14 protein-coding genes and 1 pseudogene are annotated in these 19,779 nt (G+C 71.2%); 3 read left to right on the forward strand and 12 right to left on the reverse strand.

What is annotated here, in order from left to right:
* Positions 1-14: 14 nt before the first annotated feature.
* Complete coding sequence (locus tag OO68_RS05170) at positions 15-2,459, reverse strand: SpoIIE family protein phosphatase (RefSeq protein ID WP_051814456.1); 2,445 nt, start codon at positions 2,457-2,459, stop codon at positions 15-17.
* A 667-nt stretch (positions 2,460-3,126) separates the two neighbouring features.
* Between OO68_RS05170 and OO68_RS05175 the strand changes: the two genes are divergently transcribed.
* Positions 3,127-4,614 (forward strand): ABC transporter substrate-binding protein, encoded by a 1,488-nt coding sequence (locus OO68_RS05175; protein WP_051814458.1) that lies wholly within the window; start codon positions 3,127-3,129, stop codon positions 4,612-4,614.
* Positions 4,615-4,685: 71 nt separating this feature from the next.
* Here OO68_RS05175 and OO68_RS47430 read toward each other — a convergent pair.
* The 5 genes and pseudogenes from OO68_RS47430 to pdhA all read right to left on the reverse strand — a co-directional run.
* Positions 4,686-4,829, reverse strand: a pseudogene (locus OO68_RS47430) (3-oxoadipyl-CoA thiolase); the annotation flags it as partial.
* Positions 4,828-6,543: a phenylacetic acid degradation protein PaaN gene (gene paaN, locus OO68_RS05180; RefSeq protein ID WP_033306954.1), complete on the reverse strand. Its 1,716-nt coding sequence runs from the start codon at positions 6,541-6,543 to the stop codon at positions 4,828-4,830. The gene paaN and the pseudogene OO68_RS47430, both read right to left, overlap by 2 nt.
* A gap of 131 nt (positions 6,544-6,674) precedes the next feature.
* A complete protein-coding gene (locus OO68_RS05185) occupies positions 6,675-8,183 on the reverse strand; it encodes a dihydrolipoamide acetyltransferase family protein (protein WP_033306955.1) in 1,509 nt (502 codons plus the stop codon).
* Entirely contained in the window at positions 8,180-9,217 is a 1,038-nt protein-coding gene (locus OO68_RS05190; RefSeq protein ID WP_033306956.1) for an alpha-ketoacid dehydrogenase subunit beta, read from the reverse strand. Before OO68_RS05190 ends, OO68_RS05185 begins: the two co-directional genes overlap by 4 nt.
* A 3-nt stretch (positions 9,218-9,220) precedes the next feature.
* Positions 9,221-10,342 carry a pyruvate dehydrogenase (acetyl-transferring) E1 component subunit alpha gene (pdhA, locus tag OO68_RS05195; RefSeq protein ID WP_033306957.1) on the reverse strand — a complete coding sequence of 374 codons (1,122 nt, stop codon included), beginning with the start codon at positions 10,340-10,342 and terminating at the stop codon, positions 9,221-9,223.
* A gap of 129 nt (positions 10,343-10,471) precedes the next feature.
* On the opposite strand from pdhA, the gene OO68_RS05200 reads away from it, so the two are divergent.
* Positions 10,472-10,963, forward strand: a complete 492-nt coding sequence (locus OO68_RS05200) for an Lrp/AsnC family transcriptional regulator (RefSeq protein WP_033306958.1) — start codon at positions 10,472-10,474, stop codon at positions 10,961-10,963.
* Positions 10,964-11,061: 98 nt separating this feature from the next.
* Here OO68_RS05200 and OO68_RS05205 read toward each other — a convergent pair whose 3' ends face one another.
* Positions 11,062-12,747: an aldehyde dehydrogenase family protein gene (locus OO68_RS05205; protein ID WP_403548244.1), complete on the reverse strand. Its 1,686-nt coding sequence runs from the start codon at positions 12,745-12,747 to the stop codon at positions 11,062-11,064.
* A gap of 5 nt (positions 12,748-12,752) precedes the next feature.
* The gene (gene hisC / locus OO68_RS05210; RefSeq protein WP_033306959.1) at positions 12,753-13,799 is read right to left on the reverse strand and encodes a histidinol-phosphate transaminase; all 1,047 of its coding nucleotides are present in this window, start codon (positions 13,797-13,799) and stop codon (positions 12,753-12,755) included.
* 328 nt (positions 13,800-14,127) lie between these two features.
* Here hisC and OO68_RS05215 point away from each other — a divergent pair, with 328 nt between their 5' ends.
* Positions 14,128-14,760, forward strand: coding sequence for a hypothetical protein (locus tag OO68_RS05215; RefSeq protein WP_157852673.1), 633 nt, complete (start codon positions 14,128-14,130; stop codon positions 14,758-14,760).
* A 122-nt stretch (positions 14,761-14,882) separates the two neighbouring features.
* Here OO68_RS05215 and OO68_RS05220 read toward each other — a convergent pair whose 3' ends face one another.
* From OO68_RS05220 to OO68_RS05235, 4 genes are all read right to left on the reverse strand, one after another.
* Complete coding sequence (locus tag OO68_RS05220; protein ID WP_033306961.1) at positions 14,883-16,376, reverse strand: phytoene desaturase family protein; 1,494 nt, start codon at positions 16,374-16,376, stop codon at positions 14,883-14,885.
* A complete protein-coding gene (locus OO68_RS05225; RefSeq protein WP_157852674.1) occupies positions 16,373-17,116 on the reverse strand; it encodes a M23 family metallopeptidase in 744 nt (247 codons plus the stop codon). The genes OO68_RS05220 and OO68_RS05225 overlap by 4 nt, the downstream gene beginning before the upstream one ends.
* Positions 17,117-17,256: 140 nt before the next feature.
* Positions 17,257-17,841, reverse strand: coding sequence for a hypothetical protein (locus OO68_RS46145; protein WP_051814462.1), 585 nt, complete (start codon positions 17,839-17,841; stop codon positions 17,257-17,259).
* On the reverse strand, positions 17,822-19,726 hold the full coding sequence (locus OO68_RS05235) for an alpha/beta fold hydrolase (protein WP_157852675.1): 1,905 nt from the start codon (positions 19,724-19,726) through the stop codon (positions 17,822-17,824). The genes OO68_RS46145 and OO68_RS05235 overlap by 20 nt, the downstream gene beginning before the upstream one ends.
* Between the last annotated feature and the right edge of the window lie 53 nt (positions 19,727-19,779).

A 19,779-nucleotide genomic window follows, 5' to 3' on the forward strand; every position in this document is an offset into this window, starting at 1 on the left:
ACCGCCAGCACGGGTCACGGCACGTCCGTAGCGGTCAACTGTTGTTCGGCCCAGATGGTCTTGCCACGAGGAGTGTGGCGGCTGCCCCAGCGTTCGGCGATCTGGGCGACCAGTAGCAGGCCGCGTCCGCCTTCGTCGAAAATGCGGGCCCGCCGCAGGTGCGGCGCGGTACTGCTGCCGTCCGACACCTCACAGATGAGTGTCGAGCCGCGGATCAGCCGCAGCTCGATAGGGGTGCTGCCATACCGGATCGCGTTGGTGACCAGCTCGCTCACGATCAGTTCGGTGGCGAACACCGTCTCAGACAGGCCCCATGCCGCAACCTGCTCACCCGCCATCCTGCGGACTCGCGCAACAGCCGCAGGGTCCTGTGGCAGCTGCCAAGTACGGACCCTGTCGGCGTCGAGTCCCCGTGTGCGGGCCATCATGAGCACGATGTCGTCGGAGTGACGGCTGGTGAGCACGGTTCGCAGCACCCGGTCGCAGGTTTCCTCCAACGCGCCGCCGACCGGGCTGCTCAGTGCTTGGTGCATCAGTTCAAGCCCGACCTCAATGTCGCGGTCGGCGGCCTCGACAAGGCCGTCGGTGTAGAGAGCGAGCAGGCTGCCCTCGTCGACCTCCACCTCGGCTGCCTCGAACGGCAGGCCGCCAAGGCCAAGTGGGGGGCCGGCAGGAAGGTCGAGGAACCGTACATCGCCGTCCGGGGTGACCAGGGCGGGCGGCGGGTGCCCCGCGCGGGCCACGGTGCAGCGGCAGGACACCGGGTCGTATACCGCGTACAGACAGGTGGCCCCCACTTCGCCCGAGGCCTCTGTCACCTTCCCTCGTGTTTCCGGGCCTTCCTCGCGGTCGAGCCTGATCACGAGGTCGTCAAGCTGGGTAAGCAGTTCGTCGGGGGTGAGGTCGACATCCGCGAGAGTCCGTACGGCGCCCCGCAGTCGTGCCATCGTTGCCGATGCGTGAAGGCCATGGCCCACCACGTCACCGACGACGAGGGCAACCCGAGCGCCGGACAGCGGAATCACATCGAACCAGTCTCCGCCGATGTCCGTGCCAGGACCGGACGGGAGGTAGCGGTAGGCAACCTCCACTGCGGGCAGCGTCGGCGGCCGTTCGGGCAGGAGGCTGCGCTGGAGTGCCAGGGCCGTCCGTCGCTCACGTGTGTAACGGCGGGCGTTGTCCACGCTCACCGCCGCCCTGGCGGCGATCTCCTCGGCGAGCACCAGGTCGTCGTCGTTGAAGGGTTCCGCCGTACGATGGCGGATGAACTGCGCCAGCCCCAAGGTCACTCCGCGGGCCCGCAGCGGGACCAACATCACCGAGTGGATCATGAACCTGGACACGGACTCGGTGCGAGCGGCGGAGGACTCCACCCATTCCAGCATTCCCGGCTCTCCGGGTACGCGCCTTGTGCCCCGTCCGGCGATCAGGGTCCGCATCGGCTGGGTATCCACGGGGTAGACGACCCTGTCGCCTGTGGCGGCCGCCGATTCCGGGCAGCCCTGCAGCACGGACCGCTGCGCTGTGCGTCGCACGGTTGCCGACTCACTCCGCTTTACCGGCTCCGGCTCATCGCCCGATGCAACCGACTCCAGCAGGTCCACGGTAACGAAGTCCGCGAACCCGTTCACCGCCACCTCTGCGAGTTCCTCGGCTGTGCGGGTCACGTCCAAGGTGCTTCCTATGCGGAGGCTGGCGTCACTGATCACTGCCAGTCGAGAACGGGCCCAGTACTGCTCGGTGGTGTCGAACACAGCTGTGGAGAGCCCTTGCACCGTGCCGTCCTGATCCTTCAACGGCCAGAGATACACGGACCAGGAATGTTCCCGTAGCTCTCCAGGAGATCGCCAGTGCTCCTCGTGAAACACCATCGTGCCGGTCCTCAAGACCTGTCGCTGGAGGCGGGCGTACTCGTCGAAAGGCGGGTGGGGCTCGATCTCCCCCAGGGTCAGGCCCCGCATCTCCCCCTCGGTCCTGCCCATCACCCGGGTCATGAACTCGTTGGCGGCCACAAGGCGGTTCTCGCGGTCGTAGACTGCCACCGGTACAGGCATCTGTGTGACAGCGAGGTCCCACAGGCCCACGGCGTCGGGGTGGATCCGACGGGCTGGGTGCGCAGGCGCTGTACCAGTCACCAGCCACATCTGTCTGCCGCCGGCGTCAATCAGAGGCGTTCCTTGCAGCCGCACCACGACACGGTCCCCGTTCTGGTGCCGAAGCGCTGTCTCGCCGGCCCACCGCACGCCGTCACGCAGCTGACGCCGTGGAGAGCCGGGGAGGTCAGCGGCAAGCAGTTTGGTGGCGGTCAGACCGACGATCTCGTCGGATCCGTATCCGAGCAGGCGCTGAGCCCCAGCACTCCACGCCATGATCACTCCACGGGCATCGACCAGGACCTCGAAGTCCTCCAGCGGGCGGCCCTCGAATCCACCTCCGGAAGTCACGTCCCTGCTTTCCATGGACCGACCCACTTTCGGCGTCGCCCCCTCCGAAGCATGGCGGTGAAGCAACGCCCGGGGGGGCTGGGTTCGGCGGAATCCGGGCGCTGTGTTCAGTGTTCCTCCGGACCGCCTGCGGCTCAAGCGAGCGGTATGCGGCAAGCTCCGAGCCGCACCATGAGGCGCCAGTCCTCCATGAATGATCGGCGGCTGGGCGTGTACATGGAGTCGACGAAACACGGCGAACCCACACCGATCACCGTACAAAGAGTCCAGCGCGCAAGCGAGAGAGTCATCGAGCGTGCGGCGGCTGGAGGACGCCGAGCGGGCCGCGCTACCCGGGGGACGCATCAGCGGTATAATCCACGTTTAGTCATATTTCCGGATCCTGTGGGACGCCCAATTTGTTCCGAGGTGCGTGACGGCGAGCACTGCCGGTTCTCGGACGCGGCGATCACGTTCCTGCGGCAGATCAATGGGCAAGGCGCTGCCTGCCGACCAAGGGGCAGCATCGAACCGGTGAGACGGGCAATCCGATATGAAGAGCGGACAGGAGTCCACGGCACGCTCCCCCGCATGTCCTCCAGGCGGGCTCTCCGCTAGCGGGCACCCGCGGGACACCAGAACATGGCTTCTCGCGGAGCCCTCGAGGTGGCCCTCCTCGTCCCGGCCCCTTGAGGAGGGCCCCATGCGCGAGACCGTCCTGATCAACGAGACGCACCTTTGTCTCCCCCCGCACGAAGCGTTCAGCATGTTCGGGCGGGCTGGGGGGTCCGGGTGGATGTATCCAGCCGGCGGGGTCGGCTGGATGTTCTCCGCACGATTCGAGAAAGCGGAGCCCGGTACGGCGGCCGGAATCGAGATTCCCCTGCCCTTCGCGGGCCCGGACGGTGAGACACGGGTTCGGGGCACCGCGCGCATAGTAGAGGTTCGACCGTACTGGCGTCTCGTGCTGCAGCACGAGACGCCATGGACCGGACGGATCACCATCACGTTCACTGAAGCGCCCGGAGGAACGCGGGTCCGCGCAGTCACCGAACTGGACGACAACGCCCTCGGGCGGACGACTGGAAGTCCGTGCCTCGCGGCGCCTGACACCGAGAACAGAGCCGACGAGATCCGTGTCGCCCTCCTCACCAGCCTGTCCGGGAGCGCTGGCCTCTTTGGCCGGACCGCCGCAAACTGCGCGGCATTGGCGGCCTATGAGGTCAACGCTCAAGGCGGCATCCGCGGCCGACCGGTGCGCGTCGAGGTGATCGACGACCGTACCGACCCCGCCACCGGGCTGACCCGGCTGCGGGACCTCGACCGACGGCGCAGCCTGGCGGCCGTGGTGGGGGTGCACAGCTCCGCGACCTTCACCGCGGTGAGCCCCTATGCGCAGGAATCGGGCCTCCCGTATCTCTACACCCCCGCGAACGAGGGCTGCCGGGTACAGCGCGGAACCCTGTTCCGGCTTGGGGAATCGGTGGGAGACCAACTGGCGGAGGCGATCCCGGCACTCATGCGCGAAAGCGGCGGCCGCACTTGGTACCTGATCGGCAACAACTACTCCTGGCCCCAGACGGTCTGCGCGCAGGGCCGCCGTATCGCGGAACAACATCGCGGGCATGTCGTCGGCGAGCGACTCGTCCAGCTCGGCGATTCGATGTTCGACGACGTGCTCGAGGACATCGACGCGTCTGGCGCCGACCTGGTGCTCTCCAGCATGGTGGGGTGGAGTTTGATCGACTTCGAGCGGCGCTTCCACGCCGCGGGGCTGCGCGGCCGCCTGCGCACCCTCGCACCCCTGCTCGAGGAGAGCACACGTGAGCATCTGGGCGCGGCGGGCAACGGGATATGGTCCTGCCTGCCGTACTTTTCCGCTCTCAACACGGCAGAGAACACCGACTTCCTGCAGCGCTACCGAGCCGCGTTCGGGGCCTGCGCGCCGACCCCGTCAGCCGTGACCGAATCGGCCTACGAGGGCCTGCACCTGTTCGCCCAGGCGGCCAGGCAGGCCGGATCACCACAGGGCCCCGAAGTTGCTCGCGCCCTGCGCCGTCTCACGCTGACAGGGCCGCGCGGCAGGATTTCGGTGGGAGCCGACGGCCGACTGAGGCAGAGCATGTACCTGGCCGAGGCCACTGCCACTGGGTTTGTCGTCCGCGCACAGATGCCGTCCACTGCGCCCTAGAACGGATAGGAGGACCACCCGGACCATCCATCCGGTCGCCACCTGGGCGCATCGGCGACCGGATCGCCTATCGCGCCGAAGATCACCTCGTCCACGGCATCAGCCGAGATCACCGAGCGCCGTTCCGCCTCACCGACGGCGAGGGCAGCCAGGTCGTCGGGGCGTACCGAAGCCGGTGCGCCCCTGTGACGGCCCTGCGGGGTGCCCCGTCGATCAGCTGGACCTCGGCATCAGACCGCTGCTCTCCTCCTCAGGGGCGTGGCGGCGTGACTGGACTACCGAGAAGCGGCCGGTGACAAAGGCCGGATCGGTGAGGGCGGCGTTGGCGGCGGGGTTGGCCGCAGTGCCGTGGAAGTCGCTGAACGCGGCGGACTGGTTGACGAAGACGGCGCCGGTCAGGTTCTCCGACAGGTGCACGCCCGCGTCCAGAGCGGTCTCGCGAGCCGACTCCAGCACGTCGTCGCCGGTGGTGTAAACGGAGGCGGTCAGCGCGCCGTACCGCCGGACGGTTTCGTGCAGGAGCCGCAGGCCGTGGGCGGTGGAGTCCGTGCCGATGACGAACGAGACTGGTCCGAACCACTCGCTGGTGTACAGCTTCTCGTCGGCCCGGGCGTCGATCCGGGCCACCAGCGGGGTGCGGACGACCGCGTCGGGGTGCTCGGGGTGCGTCAGCTCCCGGGAAGGGTGCGCGATACGGCCGGTGAGGACCGTCGCCGCTTCCTCCAGCCGGTTCAGGACGCCCTCGTTCACGATCGCGCCCAGGGTGCCGGCAGCACGCGCGGGGTCACCGAGCAGCTTGTCCAGCGCCGTACCCAGGTCGGTGGCGAACTCGTCGGCCGTGCGCAGCCCCTGGTCGGTGGTGAAGCCCTCGCGTGGGACCAGGATGTTCTGCGGGGTAGTGCACATCTGGCCGCTGTAGAGGGCGAGCGAGAAGGCCAGGTTGCGCAGCAGTCCCGCGTAGTCGTCGGTGGAGTCGACGAGGACGGTGTTCAGTCCGGCCTTCTCGGTGTGCACGGCGGCCTGCCGGGCGTTGGTCTCCAGCCAGTCGCCGAACTCGCTGGATCCGGTGAAGTCCACGATGCGCACATCGGGGTGTGTGGCCAGGGTGGTGGCGGTTCGCTCGCCGGGGCGCTGGGCGGCGAGCAGCACCACGTCCGGGTCGAATCCGGCCTCCGCCAGGACCTCACGGGCGATGCGCACCGTGATGGCCAGCGGCAGCACGGCCCGCCGATGCGGCTTGACGATCACCGGGTTGCCGGTGACCAGGCTCGCGAACAAACCCGGGTAGCCGTTCCAGGTGGGGAAGGTGTTGCAGGCGATCAGCACGGCGACGCCGCGTCCGACGGGGGTGAAGGTCTTGTCCATGGCAAGCGGGCCGCCCCTGCGCTGCGGCTTGCTCCAGCGGGCGGTGGCCGGGTGGCGCTTCTGCTCGTACCAGGCGTACGCCACCGCTTCGAGCCCGCGGTCCTGGGCGTGCGGGCCGCCGGCCTGGAACGCCATGACGAACGGCTGGCCGGTGGTGTGCTGGACGGCGTGCGCGATCTCGAAGCTGGCCGCATTCAGCCGGGCCAGGATCTCGGCCGCGACTCCGGCCCGGGTGTCGGGGCTCGCGGCGCGCCACTGCGCGGCGGCGGCCTTGGCCGTGGCGACGGCCGTGTCGGGGGCGAGGTAGGGGTAGCTGACGTCGAGCGGAAAGCCGTAAGGCGAGAACTCGGCGGCGGGGACGGTACCGGCGGTGGGGTGTCCTTCGAGGGGGAAGGGGTTGCCGAGGAGGGCGTGGAAGGCGGCCTCGCCCTGCTGGGGCGCCTCGGCTCCGTAGACGGAGGTGCTGGGTGTCTCCGGGTACGGCGTCCAGTAGCCACGGGCGGCGGCGTGCTCCACGGCCTGCTGGAGCAGGTCCGCGTGGCGGGCGTAGAAGTCGGGGGACATCGGGAACTCCTGCCGAACTTTCGGTAGATCGGTGGACGCGGGCCGCCTAGGGGCGGATGCGCGGAAGGGCTGGGGTCAGGGGCTGAGGAGCGAGGGGCCGGGCTGAGGGCCTGACGGGTGGGGTCGGCGGATCAGACGTCCGCGAGCAGGATCGCCGGGCGTTCCACGCAGTCGGCCACGAAGCGCAGGAAGCCACCGGCCACTCCGCCGTCGCAGACCCTGTGGTCGAAGCTGAAGGAGAGCTGTGTGACCTTGCGGACCGTCAACTGGCCGTCAACGACCCATGGTTTGTCGACGAGGCGGCCCACGCCGAGGAGAGCGGCCTCCGGGTGGTTGATGATCGGCGTGGATCCGTCGACGCCGAACACCCCGTAGTTGTTGAGGGTGAAGGTGCCTCCGGTCAGCGCGTGCGGCGGCAGGTTCCCGCCGCGCGCGAGCTCGGTCAACCGGGCGAGTTCGGCGGCCAGTCGGACGGTCGTCATGAGGTGGGCGTCGCGGACGACCGGGACGACCAGCCCGCGTTCGGTCTGGGCGGCGAAGCCCAGGTGCACCTCGTCGTAGCGGAGGATCTCCCGGCGCTCGGTGTCGACCGTGGAATTCAGCTCGGGGAAGCGGCGCAGTCCGGCGACACAGATGCGGGCGAACAGCGCCAGCAGGCCGATGCGGGTGCCGGTTCCGGCGGACTCCAGCGCCTTCTTGGTCTCGAGCAGCCCGGTCGCGTCCACGTCGACCCAGGTGGTGGCGTCGGGGATCTCGGTCCGGCTGCGGGAGAGCTTGTCGGCGACGGCGCGGCGGACTCCGCGCAGGGGGATGCGCTCGGGGCCGACGGCCGTGGCCGGCTCCTGCGGGGCGGGGGCCGCGGCCTTGTGAGCCGGGCTCGTGCTCGCGGTCTGCCCGGCCCGGGCGATGGCCTGCTCGACGTCCCTTCTGAGGACGAGTCCCGCCGGGCCGGACGGTGACACACCGGCGAGGTCGACGCCGTGGTCCCGAGCCATCCTCCGTACGAGGGGCGAGATCACCCGGGGGGCGTGCGATGCGGTGGCGGCCGAGGTGTCGGGTGCGGCGTGCGAGGCGGATACGGCGCCGCCCGCCGGTGCGGCACTGTCGACCGCGCCGGATCGCGGTACGGCACTGGCGCTCCCGGCGGCCCCGGCAGGCGCGGCGCCCGCGGACGGGTCCGCTGCCGCGGCGGCGCGCCGACGGCGGCGGCGCGAGGGCGTCGGGCCGTGGCCGGTGCCATAGCCGATCAGCACATTGCCGGATCCGGCCTGTTCCTCCTCCCGGTAGCGCTCGGCCGCCGCGTCGGCGGGCGCCACCGGCTCCGGTGCGCCACCCGCCTCCTCGGGCCGGGGCCCGCAGGCGGATCCGTCGGCCCCGGCGGGAGCACCCGCCCCCACGGTGATCAGCGGCTCCCCCACCGCCAGCGCCGTGCCCGCCTCCGCGTGCAGCCGGAGCACTGTGCCCGCGTACGGCACCGGCACCTCGACCGCGGCCTTGGCGGTCTCGACCTCGACCACGACCTGGTCGACGGTCACGGTGTCGCCGACGGCGACCTTCCACTCGACGATCTCCGCCTCGGTCAGCCCTTCGCCGAGGTCGGGCAGCCGGAACAGCTGCTCCAGGCGCGTTGCCGTGGTCATGCGACCGCTCCCTTCAGTAGATGCCGGGTGTCCGGTTCGTCGCCGAACTGAAGACGGTCGACGGCGTCGAGAATCCGGTCGACGCCGGGCAGATGCGCGTGCTCCAGCTTCGGTGGCGGATAGGGGATGTCGAAGCCGGCCACGCGCAGGACGGGTGCGGCGAGCGAGTGGAAGCAGCGTTCCTGGACGCGCGCGGCGATCTCCGCCCCGACCCCGGCGAAGCCCTGGGCCTCCTGGACGACCAGACAGCGCCCGGTCCGCCGTACGGAAGCCGTCACCGTCTCGTCGTCGAAGGGGACGATCGTGCGCAGGTCGACGACCTCCAGCTCGATGCCCTCGGCCGCTGCGGCCTCGGCGGCGGCCAGGGCCACCGGAACCGACGGCCCGTACGCGACGACCGTGGCGTCACGGCCCTCCCGCCGTACGGCGGCCCGCCCGAACGGCAGCGCGCCCCGGCGCTCCAGGTCGGTGTCCTCGCGTGACCAGTAGAGCTTCTTCGGCTCCAGGAAGACCACCGGGTCGGGGTCGGCGATGGCGTCCCTCAGCAGCCAGTACGCGTCCTCGGCAGTGGCCGGGGTGACGACCTTCAGGCCGGGTGTGTGCGCGTAGTACGCCTCGCTGGAGTCGCAGTGGTGCTCGACTCCGCCGATGCCGCCCGCGTACGGGACGCGGATCACCATCGGCAGCGTGAGCCGTCCCCGGGTCCGGTTGCGCAGCTTGGCGACGTGGGAGGCGATCTGCTCGAACGCCGGGTACGCGAAGGCGTCGAACTGCATCTCCACCACGGGCCGGAAGCCGCCCATCGCCATGCCGACGGCGAGTCCGACGATGCCGGCCTCGGCGAGCGGGGTGTCGAAGCACCTCTCCTCGCCGAAGTCGCGGGTCAGTCCGTCGGTGATGCGGAAGACGCCGCCGAGCGGGCCGACGTCCTCGCCGAAGACGAGCACGCGGTCGTCCTCGCGCAGTGCGTCGCGCAGTGCGGTGTTGAGCGCCTGCGCCATGGTGACCTTGGTGGCCTTGGTGGTCTCGGCCATGGGTCAGTCCTCCTGAGTCAGGGCGGTCTCGGCGAGCTCGGCCGCCAACTGGGCGCGCTGTTCGCGTAGTTGCGGGGTGGGCTCGGCGTAGACGTGGTCGAAGAGCTCCATCGGGTCGGCGGTGGTGTCCGCGTTCATGCGGGTGCGCAGGTCCGCTGCCAGGGCTTCCGCCTCCTCCCGTGCCGCCGCCGCGTCGGCGTCGGTGAGGCCGCCACGGGCACGCAGGTGCGCCTCCAGCCGGCTGAGGGGGTCCGCGGCACCCCAGCGCTCGACCTCGTCGGCGTCGCGGTAGCGGGTCGCGTCGTCGGCGTTGGTGTGCGCGTCCATGCGGTAGGTGTGCGCCTCGACCAGGACGGGGCCGTGCCCGGCGCGGGCGTGCGCGACGGCGTCGGTGAGCACCGCGAGCACGGCGACCAGGTCGTTGCCGTCGACCTGCTCGGAGCGCACCCCGTAGCCGATGCCCTTGTAGGCGAGGGCGGGCGCCGCGGTCTGCCGGGCCAGCGGGACGGAGATCGCGTACTTGTTGTTCTGGACGAAGAAGACGACCGGCGCGCGCAGGACGGCCGCGAAGTTCAGCGCCTCGTGGAAGTCGCCCTCGCTGGTGGCACCGTCGCCGACCAGGGCCATCGCCACGCCGTCCTCGCCCTTGCGGCGCTGCGCCTCCGCCATGCCGACGGCGTGCAGCACCTGGGTGGCCAGCGGGGTGCACTGGGGGGCGACGCGGGTGGCGGCGGGGTCGTAGCCGCAGTGCCAGTCGCCGCGCAGCAGGGTGAGCACCTCGACCGGGTCGATGCCACGGGTTACCAGGGCGACGGAGTCCCGGTAGGTCGGGAACAGCCAGTCGTCCGCGCGCAGTGCGAGCACGGCGCCGATCTGGCAGGCCTCCTGGCCCCGGCTGGACGGGTAGACGGCGAGCCGCCCCTGCTTGGTGAGCGCGGTGGCCTGGGTGTCGAAGCGGCGCCCCAGGACCATCCGCCGGTAGGCCTCACGCAGGGCCTCCACCGAAGGCTCGCGGTAGCCGGCCGGAGGCTTGGCCACGGGGGTGCCGTCCTCGGCCACGAACCGCACCGGCGTGAGGGACGGCAGGAGGCCCTGGACTGTCTGTCGGAGGCTCTTCACGGACATGGAGGGCGCTCGCTTTCTCTGGACGCTTGACAGGAGAATGGTGACGGCGGGGAAATATGTGTTCAAGACTTCACCTGAACCACAGATGAAGTGCCGAATTCCAATGTCGTGGAGAGCAATGTGTCTGAGATGGACTCGTCGACGGGGGCTGTGCCCGGACGAACTGCCGTCCCGCTCGACGACATCGACCGCCAGATCCTGGCCCGGCTGCTAAAGGACGCCCGCCAGTCGGTCCGCGCGCTGGCCGAGCAGGTGCACATCTCGCGCGCCAACGCCTACACGCGCATCGGCCGGCTCGTGGCCGAGGGGGTGATCACCGGCTTCACCGCGCAGCTGAACCCCAAGCGGGCCGGCCTCGGCACAAGCGCGTACATCACGTTGAGCACCGAGCAGGCCGCCTGGCGGGACATCTCGCGCGAGCTGCGCGAGATCCCGTACGTGGAGCACGTCTCCCTGGTGACGGGCGACTTCGATGTCCTGGTGCTGGTGCGCGCGCCGGACAACGAGGCGCTGCGCTCGGTCGTGCTGGAGAGCATCCACCGCGTTGCCGGGGTGCGTTCGACACGGACCTGGCTGGTGTTCGACGAAGTGCCGGGGCGCGGGGCGGACTGGACGGGCTGACGAAGTACCGGCCGGCCTCGACCGCGCGGCCAGGGGTACCGGCCGGCCACGACCGCGCGGCCAGAGGTACCGGCTGACCGGGAGTGCCGTCCGGCCCGTCAGGCGCCGACGAGTTCCTCAGGGTCGCGCACGGGCGGGCGCCCGGCGGTGGCGAGGCGGCCGCGCGAGCGCACCACCCGGAACCGGCCGGTGACGAAGTGCGCGCCCCCGCCCGGCGGTTCGGGCGCGGCAGAGGAGGGGTCGGCGGGGAGGTCGTCGGCGAGGTTCTCCACCAGGTGGACCCCGGCGTCCAGCGCCGCCGCCTCGGTGGCCGCCAGCACCAGCGGATCGGTCGAGTGCACCGCGGCCAACAGCGCACCGTGGCGGCCGACCGTGCGGCGGAAGATCTCCAGGCTGTGCGAGGTCGAGTCGGTGCCCACCAGGAAAACGACCGGCCCGGGCCACTCCCGGGCGTAGACCCGCTCGTCCCGCGCCCCCAGCCGGACCACGAGCGGGCTGCGCAGATCGGCGCCGGGATGGTTCGGATGATGCAGCGCCCCGGAGGCGTGCACCACCGCGCCGTATCGCGCGGCCTGCGTCAGCCCCGTGCGCACCTCGTCGTCGACGATCGCGCCCAACAGCCTCGCCACGCGTACCGGGTGCCCGAGCAGCCGGTCGACGGCCTCGCCGAGGTCGGCGCCGAGGTCCCGGAGGGTCTTGCGCCCCTCGTCGGTCGCGACGCCCGTCGCGGGCACCAGGATGTTCTGCGGTGTCGTACGGACCGTTCCGCTGCACAGGCACAGAGAGAGCGCGAGGCCGCGCAGCAGGCCCCGATAGTCCTCGGTGGAGTCGACGACCACGGTGTTCAGCCCGGTCCGGTGCGCGAACACGGCGGCCTGCCGGGCGTGTTGTTCCAGCCAGTCGGCGAACCGGGCCGGACCGGTGAAGTCGACGATACGCACCGCCGGATCCGTGGCCAGCCGCTGCCGCAGGGGTTCCCCGGGTGCCGCCACCGCCAGGGTGACGAGGTCGGGCTCGTGTCCGGCCTCCGCCAGCACCTGCCGCGCGACGCGCACGGTGATCGCCAGCGGCAGCACGGACCTGGGATGCGGGGCCACGATCACCGGGTTGCCGGTCACCAGGCTGGCGAACAGCCCCGGCCAGCCGTTCCACGTCGGATGCTCGGGGCAGCCGACGAGCAGCGACACACCGCGCGGCGCCAGAGCGCAGGTGCCCGCCATCGCCAGCGGTTCCTTACGGCGGCGCGGACTCTCCCAGTGCAGGTCCGCGGGAACACGCTCCGACTCGGCGAAGGCGCGGGCCACCACCTCCAGTGCGCGGTCCTGGGCGGGCGGCCCGGCGGCCCGGAACGCGGCCGCGAGGGACCGGCCCGTGGTGTGGTGCACGGCGAGCGCCAGCTCATGGCTGCGGGTGTTCAGCCGGCGCAGTATCTCCACCGCCACCCCGGCTCGGTGGTACGGCCCGGCGGCCCGCCAACCGGCCATCGCCCGGCCGGCCGCCGCCACCAGCGCCGCGGGGTCGCACCGCGGATAGCCGATGTCCATGGCGACCCCGTACGGCGAGGCCTCGGTGCTCACACGGCCGAGTTCACCGGGCTGGCCGAGCTCGAAGGCGCGGCCCAGCAGCGAGCCGAACACCTTCTCCGCGGTCCGTGTCGACCTCATGCCCGCATCGGCGCCGCCCCGCCCTACCCGAGTGAACGCTGCGCAGCACTCACCGGCCGCCACGGCCCGTACAGCCTGCTGGAGCAGCTCGCGATGCCGCTCGTACGGCCCCACGCGCATGGCCGTCAGCCTCTCCAGCTCGCGGCGAGCGTGAGCAGGGCGTCGTTCTCCGCCCGCAGCCCGATCGTCACCCGGACGCCCTCACCGACGAACGGGCGCACGACGACGTCGTCGCCGAGGCAGTGCAGGGCGAAGTCCCCGCTGTCACCGGCGAGCGGCAGCCAGACGAAGTTGGCCTGGGAGTCGGGGACTTCGAAGCCTATGGCACGCAGCCGCCCTGTCACCCGCTGCCGCTCGGCGACCGTGAGGGCGGCCCGCCGGACGACCTCCGCGTGCTCGCCGAGGGCGACCGTCGCCGCCTCCTGGGCGAGCGCGCTGACGCTGAACGGGATCTGGGTCTTGCGGACGTGCGCGGCGATGCCGGGCGGGCCCACGCAGTAGCCGACCCGCAGCCCGGCCAGGCCGTACGCCTTGGAGAAGGTCCGCAGCACCACCACGTTCGGCCGGTCGCCGAGCAGCGCGAGGGCGTCGGGGACCAGCTCCGGGTCGGCGTACTCCCGGTACGCCTCGTCGACGACGATCATTACGTCCTCCGGCACCCGGTCCGCGAAGTCGCGCAGCGCCTGCTCGCCGACCGCGGTGGAGGTGGGGTTGTTGGGGTTGCAGACGAAGACCAGCCGGGTCCGGTCACTGACCGCCTCGGCCATCGCATCGAGGTCCAGCCCGTGCGCACGCAGGGGGACCTGCACGGCGGTGCCGCCCGCCACCGCGGTGAGGATCGGGTACGCCTCGAAGGACCGCCAGCCGAAGACGACCTCGTCGCCGGGCCCGACGACCGAGTGCAGCAGCTGTGCGCAGACCTCCGAAGAGCCGGCGCCCACAGCGATCCGCTCGGTCTCGACATCGTGGTGCTCGGCGAGGGCCTGGACGAGTGCGGTGGCGCTCAGGTCGGGATACCGCGACACCCCTCCGGCCATTTCCGCGAGCCTCGCCGTGACACCGGGCAACAGCCCGTACGGAGACTCGTTGCTGGCCAGCGCGACCGCGCCGGGCTTTTTGCGGCCGGGGACGTAGGCGGGCAGCTGGACCAGGGACGAACGGACACGCACCATGCTCGACTCGCTTCTGCAGCGGCGGGTGCCGGAAGTCGTACCTCCGGGCACTTGACAGGAGAATCGTGGACAGCAATCGACAATCGTTCAACCAATTGGGAAATCAGGCGACAAACTGCCGATCAGCCACATCCGTACCGGCAAGTAGTCCCTCCGATCGCTCGTCAGAACCGCTCCCGCAAGACGGACGGCCCGGCCCGGCAAGCGTGTGTTGATCACAAGTCGGCCACATGCCCCTTTCCGGTCCCCCGGCCGCCGCCGTGCTCCGCAAAGACTGCCCTCACTCCGCGAGGCCGCCATGCCTCGCCCACGCCGATCGAGGGAGACCATGTCCAGGCCCCAGCTCGCCCACGGGTCGTTGACGTCACTGGCGGCGGCTCTGACACTGCTGACAACCGGCTGCGCGCAAAAAGCCGACGGCGCGCAGGTCGCCGCCGACGCCTGCCGGGCGGGCGACGGCTGGTCGGCCCAGAAGCGGGCGGAGTGGCTGCGCACGGCCGTGTCGCTCCCCGATGAGGCGGCGGCCGAGGACGCGGCGGTGGTGATCGGTTCGCACACCGGCGCGCCCCTGTGCGAACCGATCGCGGTGCAGGTCCAGTTCTGGGAGGCCACCGCCACGACGGCGGGAACGGACCTGAGGTCCGTCCTGCGTATCCGCCTGACCACCGACGGAAGCAGGCCCCGGACCATCGGCTTCCCCGGGGGCCTCGCCCCGGAGGAACGCGACGACTGCACCGGCGTCCTCATGGCGGCGTACCCCGGCACGCCCCTGGCCGAGAGCGAACTGCCCAAGGACATCGGCCTCCTCGTTCCCGGCAGCCCGAAGGTGAAGTTCAGAACCGGCAGGATCGGCGCCTACCGACTCCTCCCTCCGTCGCAACCGGAATCATGCCGCGCGAACGGAGAGCCCATGACCGCACCTCCCGCCATCCCAAACCCATGGGGCAGCAACCATCCGTGAACGACACCCCAGGGGAAGGACCGTTCACACAGACCGCGCAGGCCGTCCTCCGCTCCGCACGCGGGAGCCGTGGAACCCGGCGCCCACCCGACACAACAGCCGGGCCACTGGCACGATGACTTTCAGTGCACGGTGCCCGCGGAGGGGGCCCGTGCCAGTGCCAGCGGGTCGGTGCGGATACCGAAGCGCCGGCGCAGGGCCTGCCGCGCGGCGTACAGCCCGCACATCCCGTGGACGGCCGGGCCGGGTGGGGTCGACGCGGAGCACAGATACACGCCGGGGATCGGGGTGGTGTACGGATCGCGGGCCGGCACCGGTCGCATTGCCGTCTGCCACGAGGACAGCGCGCCTCCCGCGATGTCGCCACCGACGTAGTTGATGTTGTGGTCCGCCAGTCCGGCGGCGGGGATGGCGTGTCGGGCGAGCACGAGGTCACGGAAGCCCGGCGCGAAGCGTTCCACCTGCGCGGTCACCGCGTCCCCCATGTCCAGGGGTGAGCCGTGCGGAACGTGCGCGTAGGTGTACAGGGTGTGGCGGCCGACCGGCGCGCGGGTCGAGTCGACGACGCCGGGCTGGACGGCGAGAACGAAGGGACGCTCGGGGTGTCGGCCGGCGGCGACCTCGCGTTCGGCGGCCAGGGCCTCTGCACGGCTGCCCACCAGGTGCAGCGTGCCCGCGAGTTCGCAGCCGTGCGCCTTCCACGGCACCGGTCCCGACAGCGCGAAGTCGACCTTGCAGACAGCCCCGCCGTACCGGTACGACCGCAGGCGGCGGGCGTACCGGCCGGGGAGCGCGTCCCCGGCGACGCGCAGCAGTCCGGCCGGTGTCACATCCAGCAGGACGGCGCGGGAGCGCGGCAGCTCGGAGAGGCTGTGGATGTGCCGGCCGGTGATGATCCGCCCGCCACGGCGGCGCAGCTCGGCGGCCATCGCGTCCGCGATGGCCTGGCTGCCACCGAGAGGGATCGGCCAGCCCACGGCGTGTCCCAGGGCCGCCAGGACCAGTCCGACGCCCGCCGGGACGGGGGCGCGCGGTGGGGCGATGGCGTGCGCGCTCACTCCGGTGAGCAGCGCCGGGGCGAGGGGGCCGCGGAAGCGTGCTCCCCACAGCGGTGAGCCCTGCTCCGCGACGCGCAGTGCGAGGCGGGCCGCCGTGACGAGGTCCGGCGGAAGGCTTCGCAAATCCGACATGGCGGCGCCGGCCAGCCCCTGCCAGCGGTCCACCAGCGGGCCGAGCAGCGAACGCCAGGCCGGTCCGTCCTGTCCGAGTCCGTCGACGGTGCGGTCCAGGTCCCGCCAGGCGAGTCCCGCCCGGCCCTCGTCGAGGGGGTGGGCGTACGACACCGCGGGGCGTAGCATCCGCACCCCGTGCGCCGCGAGGTCGAAGGCGCGGAAGAAGGGCGAGGCCAGACCCATGGGGTGGGCGGCGGAGCACACGTCGTGGCGGAATCCGGGCAGGGTCAGCTCGGCGGTGCGGGTGCCGCCGCCGATGGTGGGCGCGGCCTCGTACACCTCGACCTCCAGCCCGGCCCCCGCGAGGACGATCGCCGCGGCCAGGCCGTTGGGCCCGGCCCCGACGACCACGGCGTCCACCTCGCCGTCGGATGCACCCCTCATGTGCCCGCCACCACGATGGTCTGCCCGTCGGCGGGGACACTCTCGGCGGGTTCCCGGCCGTCGACACCGACATCGGAGAAGACGAACGGCATCCCGGCGGCGACGAGCGGGGAGGGATGGTCCATCAGCTGGAAGTGCAGGTGCGGCTCACTGGAGTTGCCGGAGTTGCCGCAGCGTCCGATCACCTGGCCGCGGTGGACCCGCTGACCGGGTCTGACCCTGGCCGACCCGTGTTGGAGGTGCGCGAAGAGCGCGTAGGCGTGGCCGCCGAGGTCCAGGACGATGTGGTTTCCGAATACGCCCCGGGGGCCTGCGAGTCCTCGGACCATGCCGTCCAGGGTCATGTAGGCGAGCGCAGGCCGGGTCGAACGGCTGCGGTGGTCCTTTGCCCGGTCCCGGACCGTCACGACCCGCCCGTCGCAGGGCGCCACCAGCTCGCGGCCGAAGGCGGGGAAGTCGTCGGGCGGCCGGAAGCCAGGGGTTTCACCGAACTTCGGGCGTGAACCGCTCTCGGGCTCGTGTACCAGGTCGATCGCGAACGTCTGGCCATAGGCGTGCGTGCGATGGCTCGGCACCCTGGTGCCGGGGCTGTTCACAGCAGACCAGCGACCGGTGACAGGGGCGCCCAGGGAGCGTGGCGTGACCCGCGGTGCGGCCGGCAGGAAGGACAGCGCCAGCCCCAGTACCAGCACCGCGGATCCGGTCAGCCACAGGTCGGACGCCAGCCCCGGGGTGAACACGGATGGCAGTGCCGAGGGGCCCAACACACCGCTGATCAGTACCGCGGGACCCACTGGGGTGGCGATCCCCCTGACCCGGGCGCTGAGCCGGAACCATGCCGGCAGTGCCTGCGGCACGTTTTCCACAGCCCCCGCGCCGCTCATGACGCCTGGCCCGTGGGAACGAACGGGGACAGGAACACATAGTCCGGTTCGTGGCCCTGGTCGTGCCCGGTGTGTCTGGCGATCAGGAACTGGAACCCCTGCGGCGGTGAGTCCTGACCGGCGCATGCGTCCCGCACGGTCAGCGCCACGGAGTCCCGCAGGACCCGGTACACGGGGAACCGTACGATCTCCAGGCCCGGCCTGTTCATGAGCATGATCAGTTCGGCGCACACGTCGAACAGTGCCTTCTCGCGGCGGCGGTCCGGGAACCACAGGAGCTGGTGCCAGGCCCGGGGGGTGATCCGCGTGGTCTCCTCCCAGGGGGTCTGGGTGCCGTCCGCCGTCAGCACGCGGTGCAGGACGTGGAAGTCGTGCTGGGCGGGCTCGGGGGCGAAGAACTTCCAGTTCGGTATGAGCAGTCCGGTCCTGTCACGGTTGCGGACACGGCCGAACGTGCTGTGCGGATGCTGGCCGGCGGTGGTCGCGCCGAGCCACGCCGCGAGCCCGCCGAGGAGCAGCAGGGTGAGGGCGCCTCGCGACTTCTTCCGTACCGCGCCGCCGTCAACTCGCTGGGCGTTCATGGGAATCTTCTTCCTTCTCGGTCCTCGCTGCTTCCTCGCCGAGGCTCGCGACGAAGTCAGACATCAGCTTGACGACGTACTCGGCCGTCTCCCTGTTCGTGAGTACGGAGTCGTGGTCGGCGTTGTCGATGATGTGGTGCGCGGCGTGCGGAGCCGATTCGGCCAGCTCGGCGTGGAGTTCCGTCTGGACCGGGTCCTGGGATGCGGTGTGGCCGGCCGTCATGACGAGCAGGGGGACGCCGGGGTCCGGCATCGTCCCGTCGAAGGAGGTGAACTCCTCCTGCACGGCGCGCCACTCGCGGCGTCCGGCCGCCCACATCCGCGGGTCCCGGTACTGCGCCACCAGCAGTTCCCGTATCTCCTCGGGCAGCCGGTCGACCCAATCGGGGTGAGTCAGCAGTGCGCCCATGCCGAGCTTCAGCGAGACGTTCATGTTCGAGAGCACTCTGCTGAACTGCTCCGCGCCCCGGGCCTGGCGGGACGAGCGCTGGAGCTCGGCGGGATGACTGGAGTCAAGCAGTCCGATTCCGAGGATCCGGCCCGGGAGCCGGTCGGCCGCCTTCAGCGCCAGATAGCCGCCCAGGGAGTGGCCCACCACGAAGACCGAGCGGTCGCCGGCCGTGTGCCCGACCAGGTCGACGAGATCGTCCACGGCGGTGTGGAGGCCGTACTCGTCGCCCTCGCGCCCGGCATAGGTGCTGCGGCCGTAGCCCGCCCGGTGGTAGGTCACGACGGGGAACCGCTGCGAGAGCCCTCGGACGATCCACTCCCAGTGCTCGACGGTCGCGACGAGGCCGTTCTCCAGGATGACGACCGGCTGTGTGCCGTCGTCGGCCGCACCGTCCGGACCGGTGCGGCGGTAGGAGATCGTGTTCCCGGACGAGGCCGTGAACTCCCGCTCGTCACCCCGGCCCCGCAGCACCGTGCGGCTCTGGCGGACCTTCTCCGCCTGGAGGGCGCCCAGTCCGGCTGCCAGCATCCCCATCGCCAGCACCGGCAGAGCGTCGTCGCGCCGCTCCACCCGGCCCTCGGCCCCGACGTGCTCGCGCGGGCCCGCGGCGTACAGAACGGCCGGGTGCATGGAGACGAACGACCACAGGAAGCGGCCAAGTCCCATCACCCGGGCGTTGGCGAGGTGGAAGAGGGCCGCCGAACCCAGCATCAGCGGAGCCGGCCGCCCCTTGGCGAGGAACACGGCGGGGAACGCGCACTCCAGGGCGAGCACACCGGCGCAGAGCACGTGCGCGGCACGCGGGTGACGGCGCGCCAGCTCCCACGCGGTCCGGTCCCCATAGGTCAGGGTCCGCATCACCCCGGGCAGCGCCCGGCCGCTGCGCCAGGTCGGGCTGATTATCTTGACCCAGCCGGACACGGCGTACGACAAGGTCGACTGCAGGGCGACGAACCACAGGCAAGCGTCCACGACCTGCGGATTCCGCTCACCCGCCCGGGCGACCGTAGCGACCGACTGGACCAGGAAGGACACCTGGTCGGAGCCGTCGGTGCCGTAATGGTTGATCGGATACAGCAGAAGCGAGGTACCCGACAGCACGGCGTTCGCGGCGACACGCACCGGGCGGGGCGACGGCGCCAACAGCGCCACCGCGGCTCCCACCCGGGCGACATGCACCGCACGCGTGACGCGTGGCCGGGCGGCGAAGTCGAGCACCTTGACGAGCCGCGGCGACCAGGTCGAGAAGGCCTCCCGGTTGACCTCCCAGTTGTTCAGCCCGCCCGGCCGCCTGTCGCGGTCGGTCGTCAGATACTCCAGACTCGACGCGAGGTGCGTCGCGGCGCTCAGCCGCTCACTGAGTGAGAGGGCCTTGGCCCGGCTCACGTTCGGCGGCGACAGGACGGCACGCATCAGTTTCGGCAACCGTGCCACGATGCGGACCCCCTTCCCTCATTGCTGCGGATGGTGACGGTGGTCATTGGTGC

The sequence above is a fragment of the Streptomyces iakyrus genome (genome assembly GCF_000717055.1).
Taxonomy (GTDB): Bacteria; Actinomycetota; Actinomycetes; order Streptomycetales; family Streptomycetaceae; genus Streptomyces; species Streptomyces iakyrus.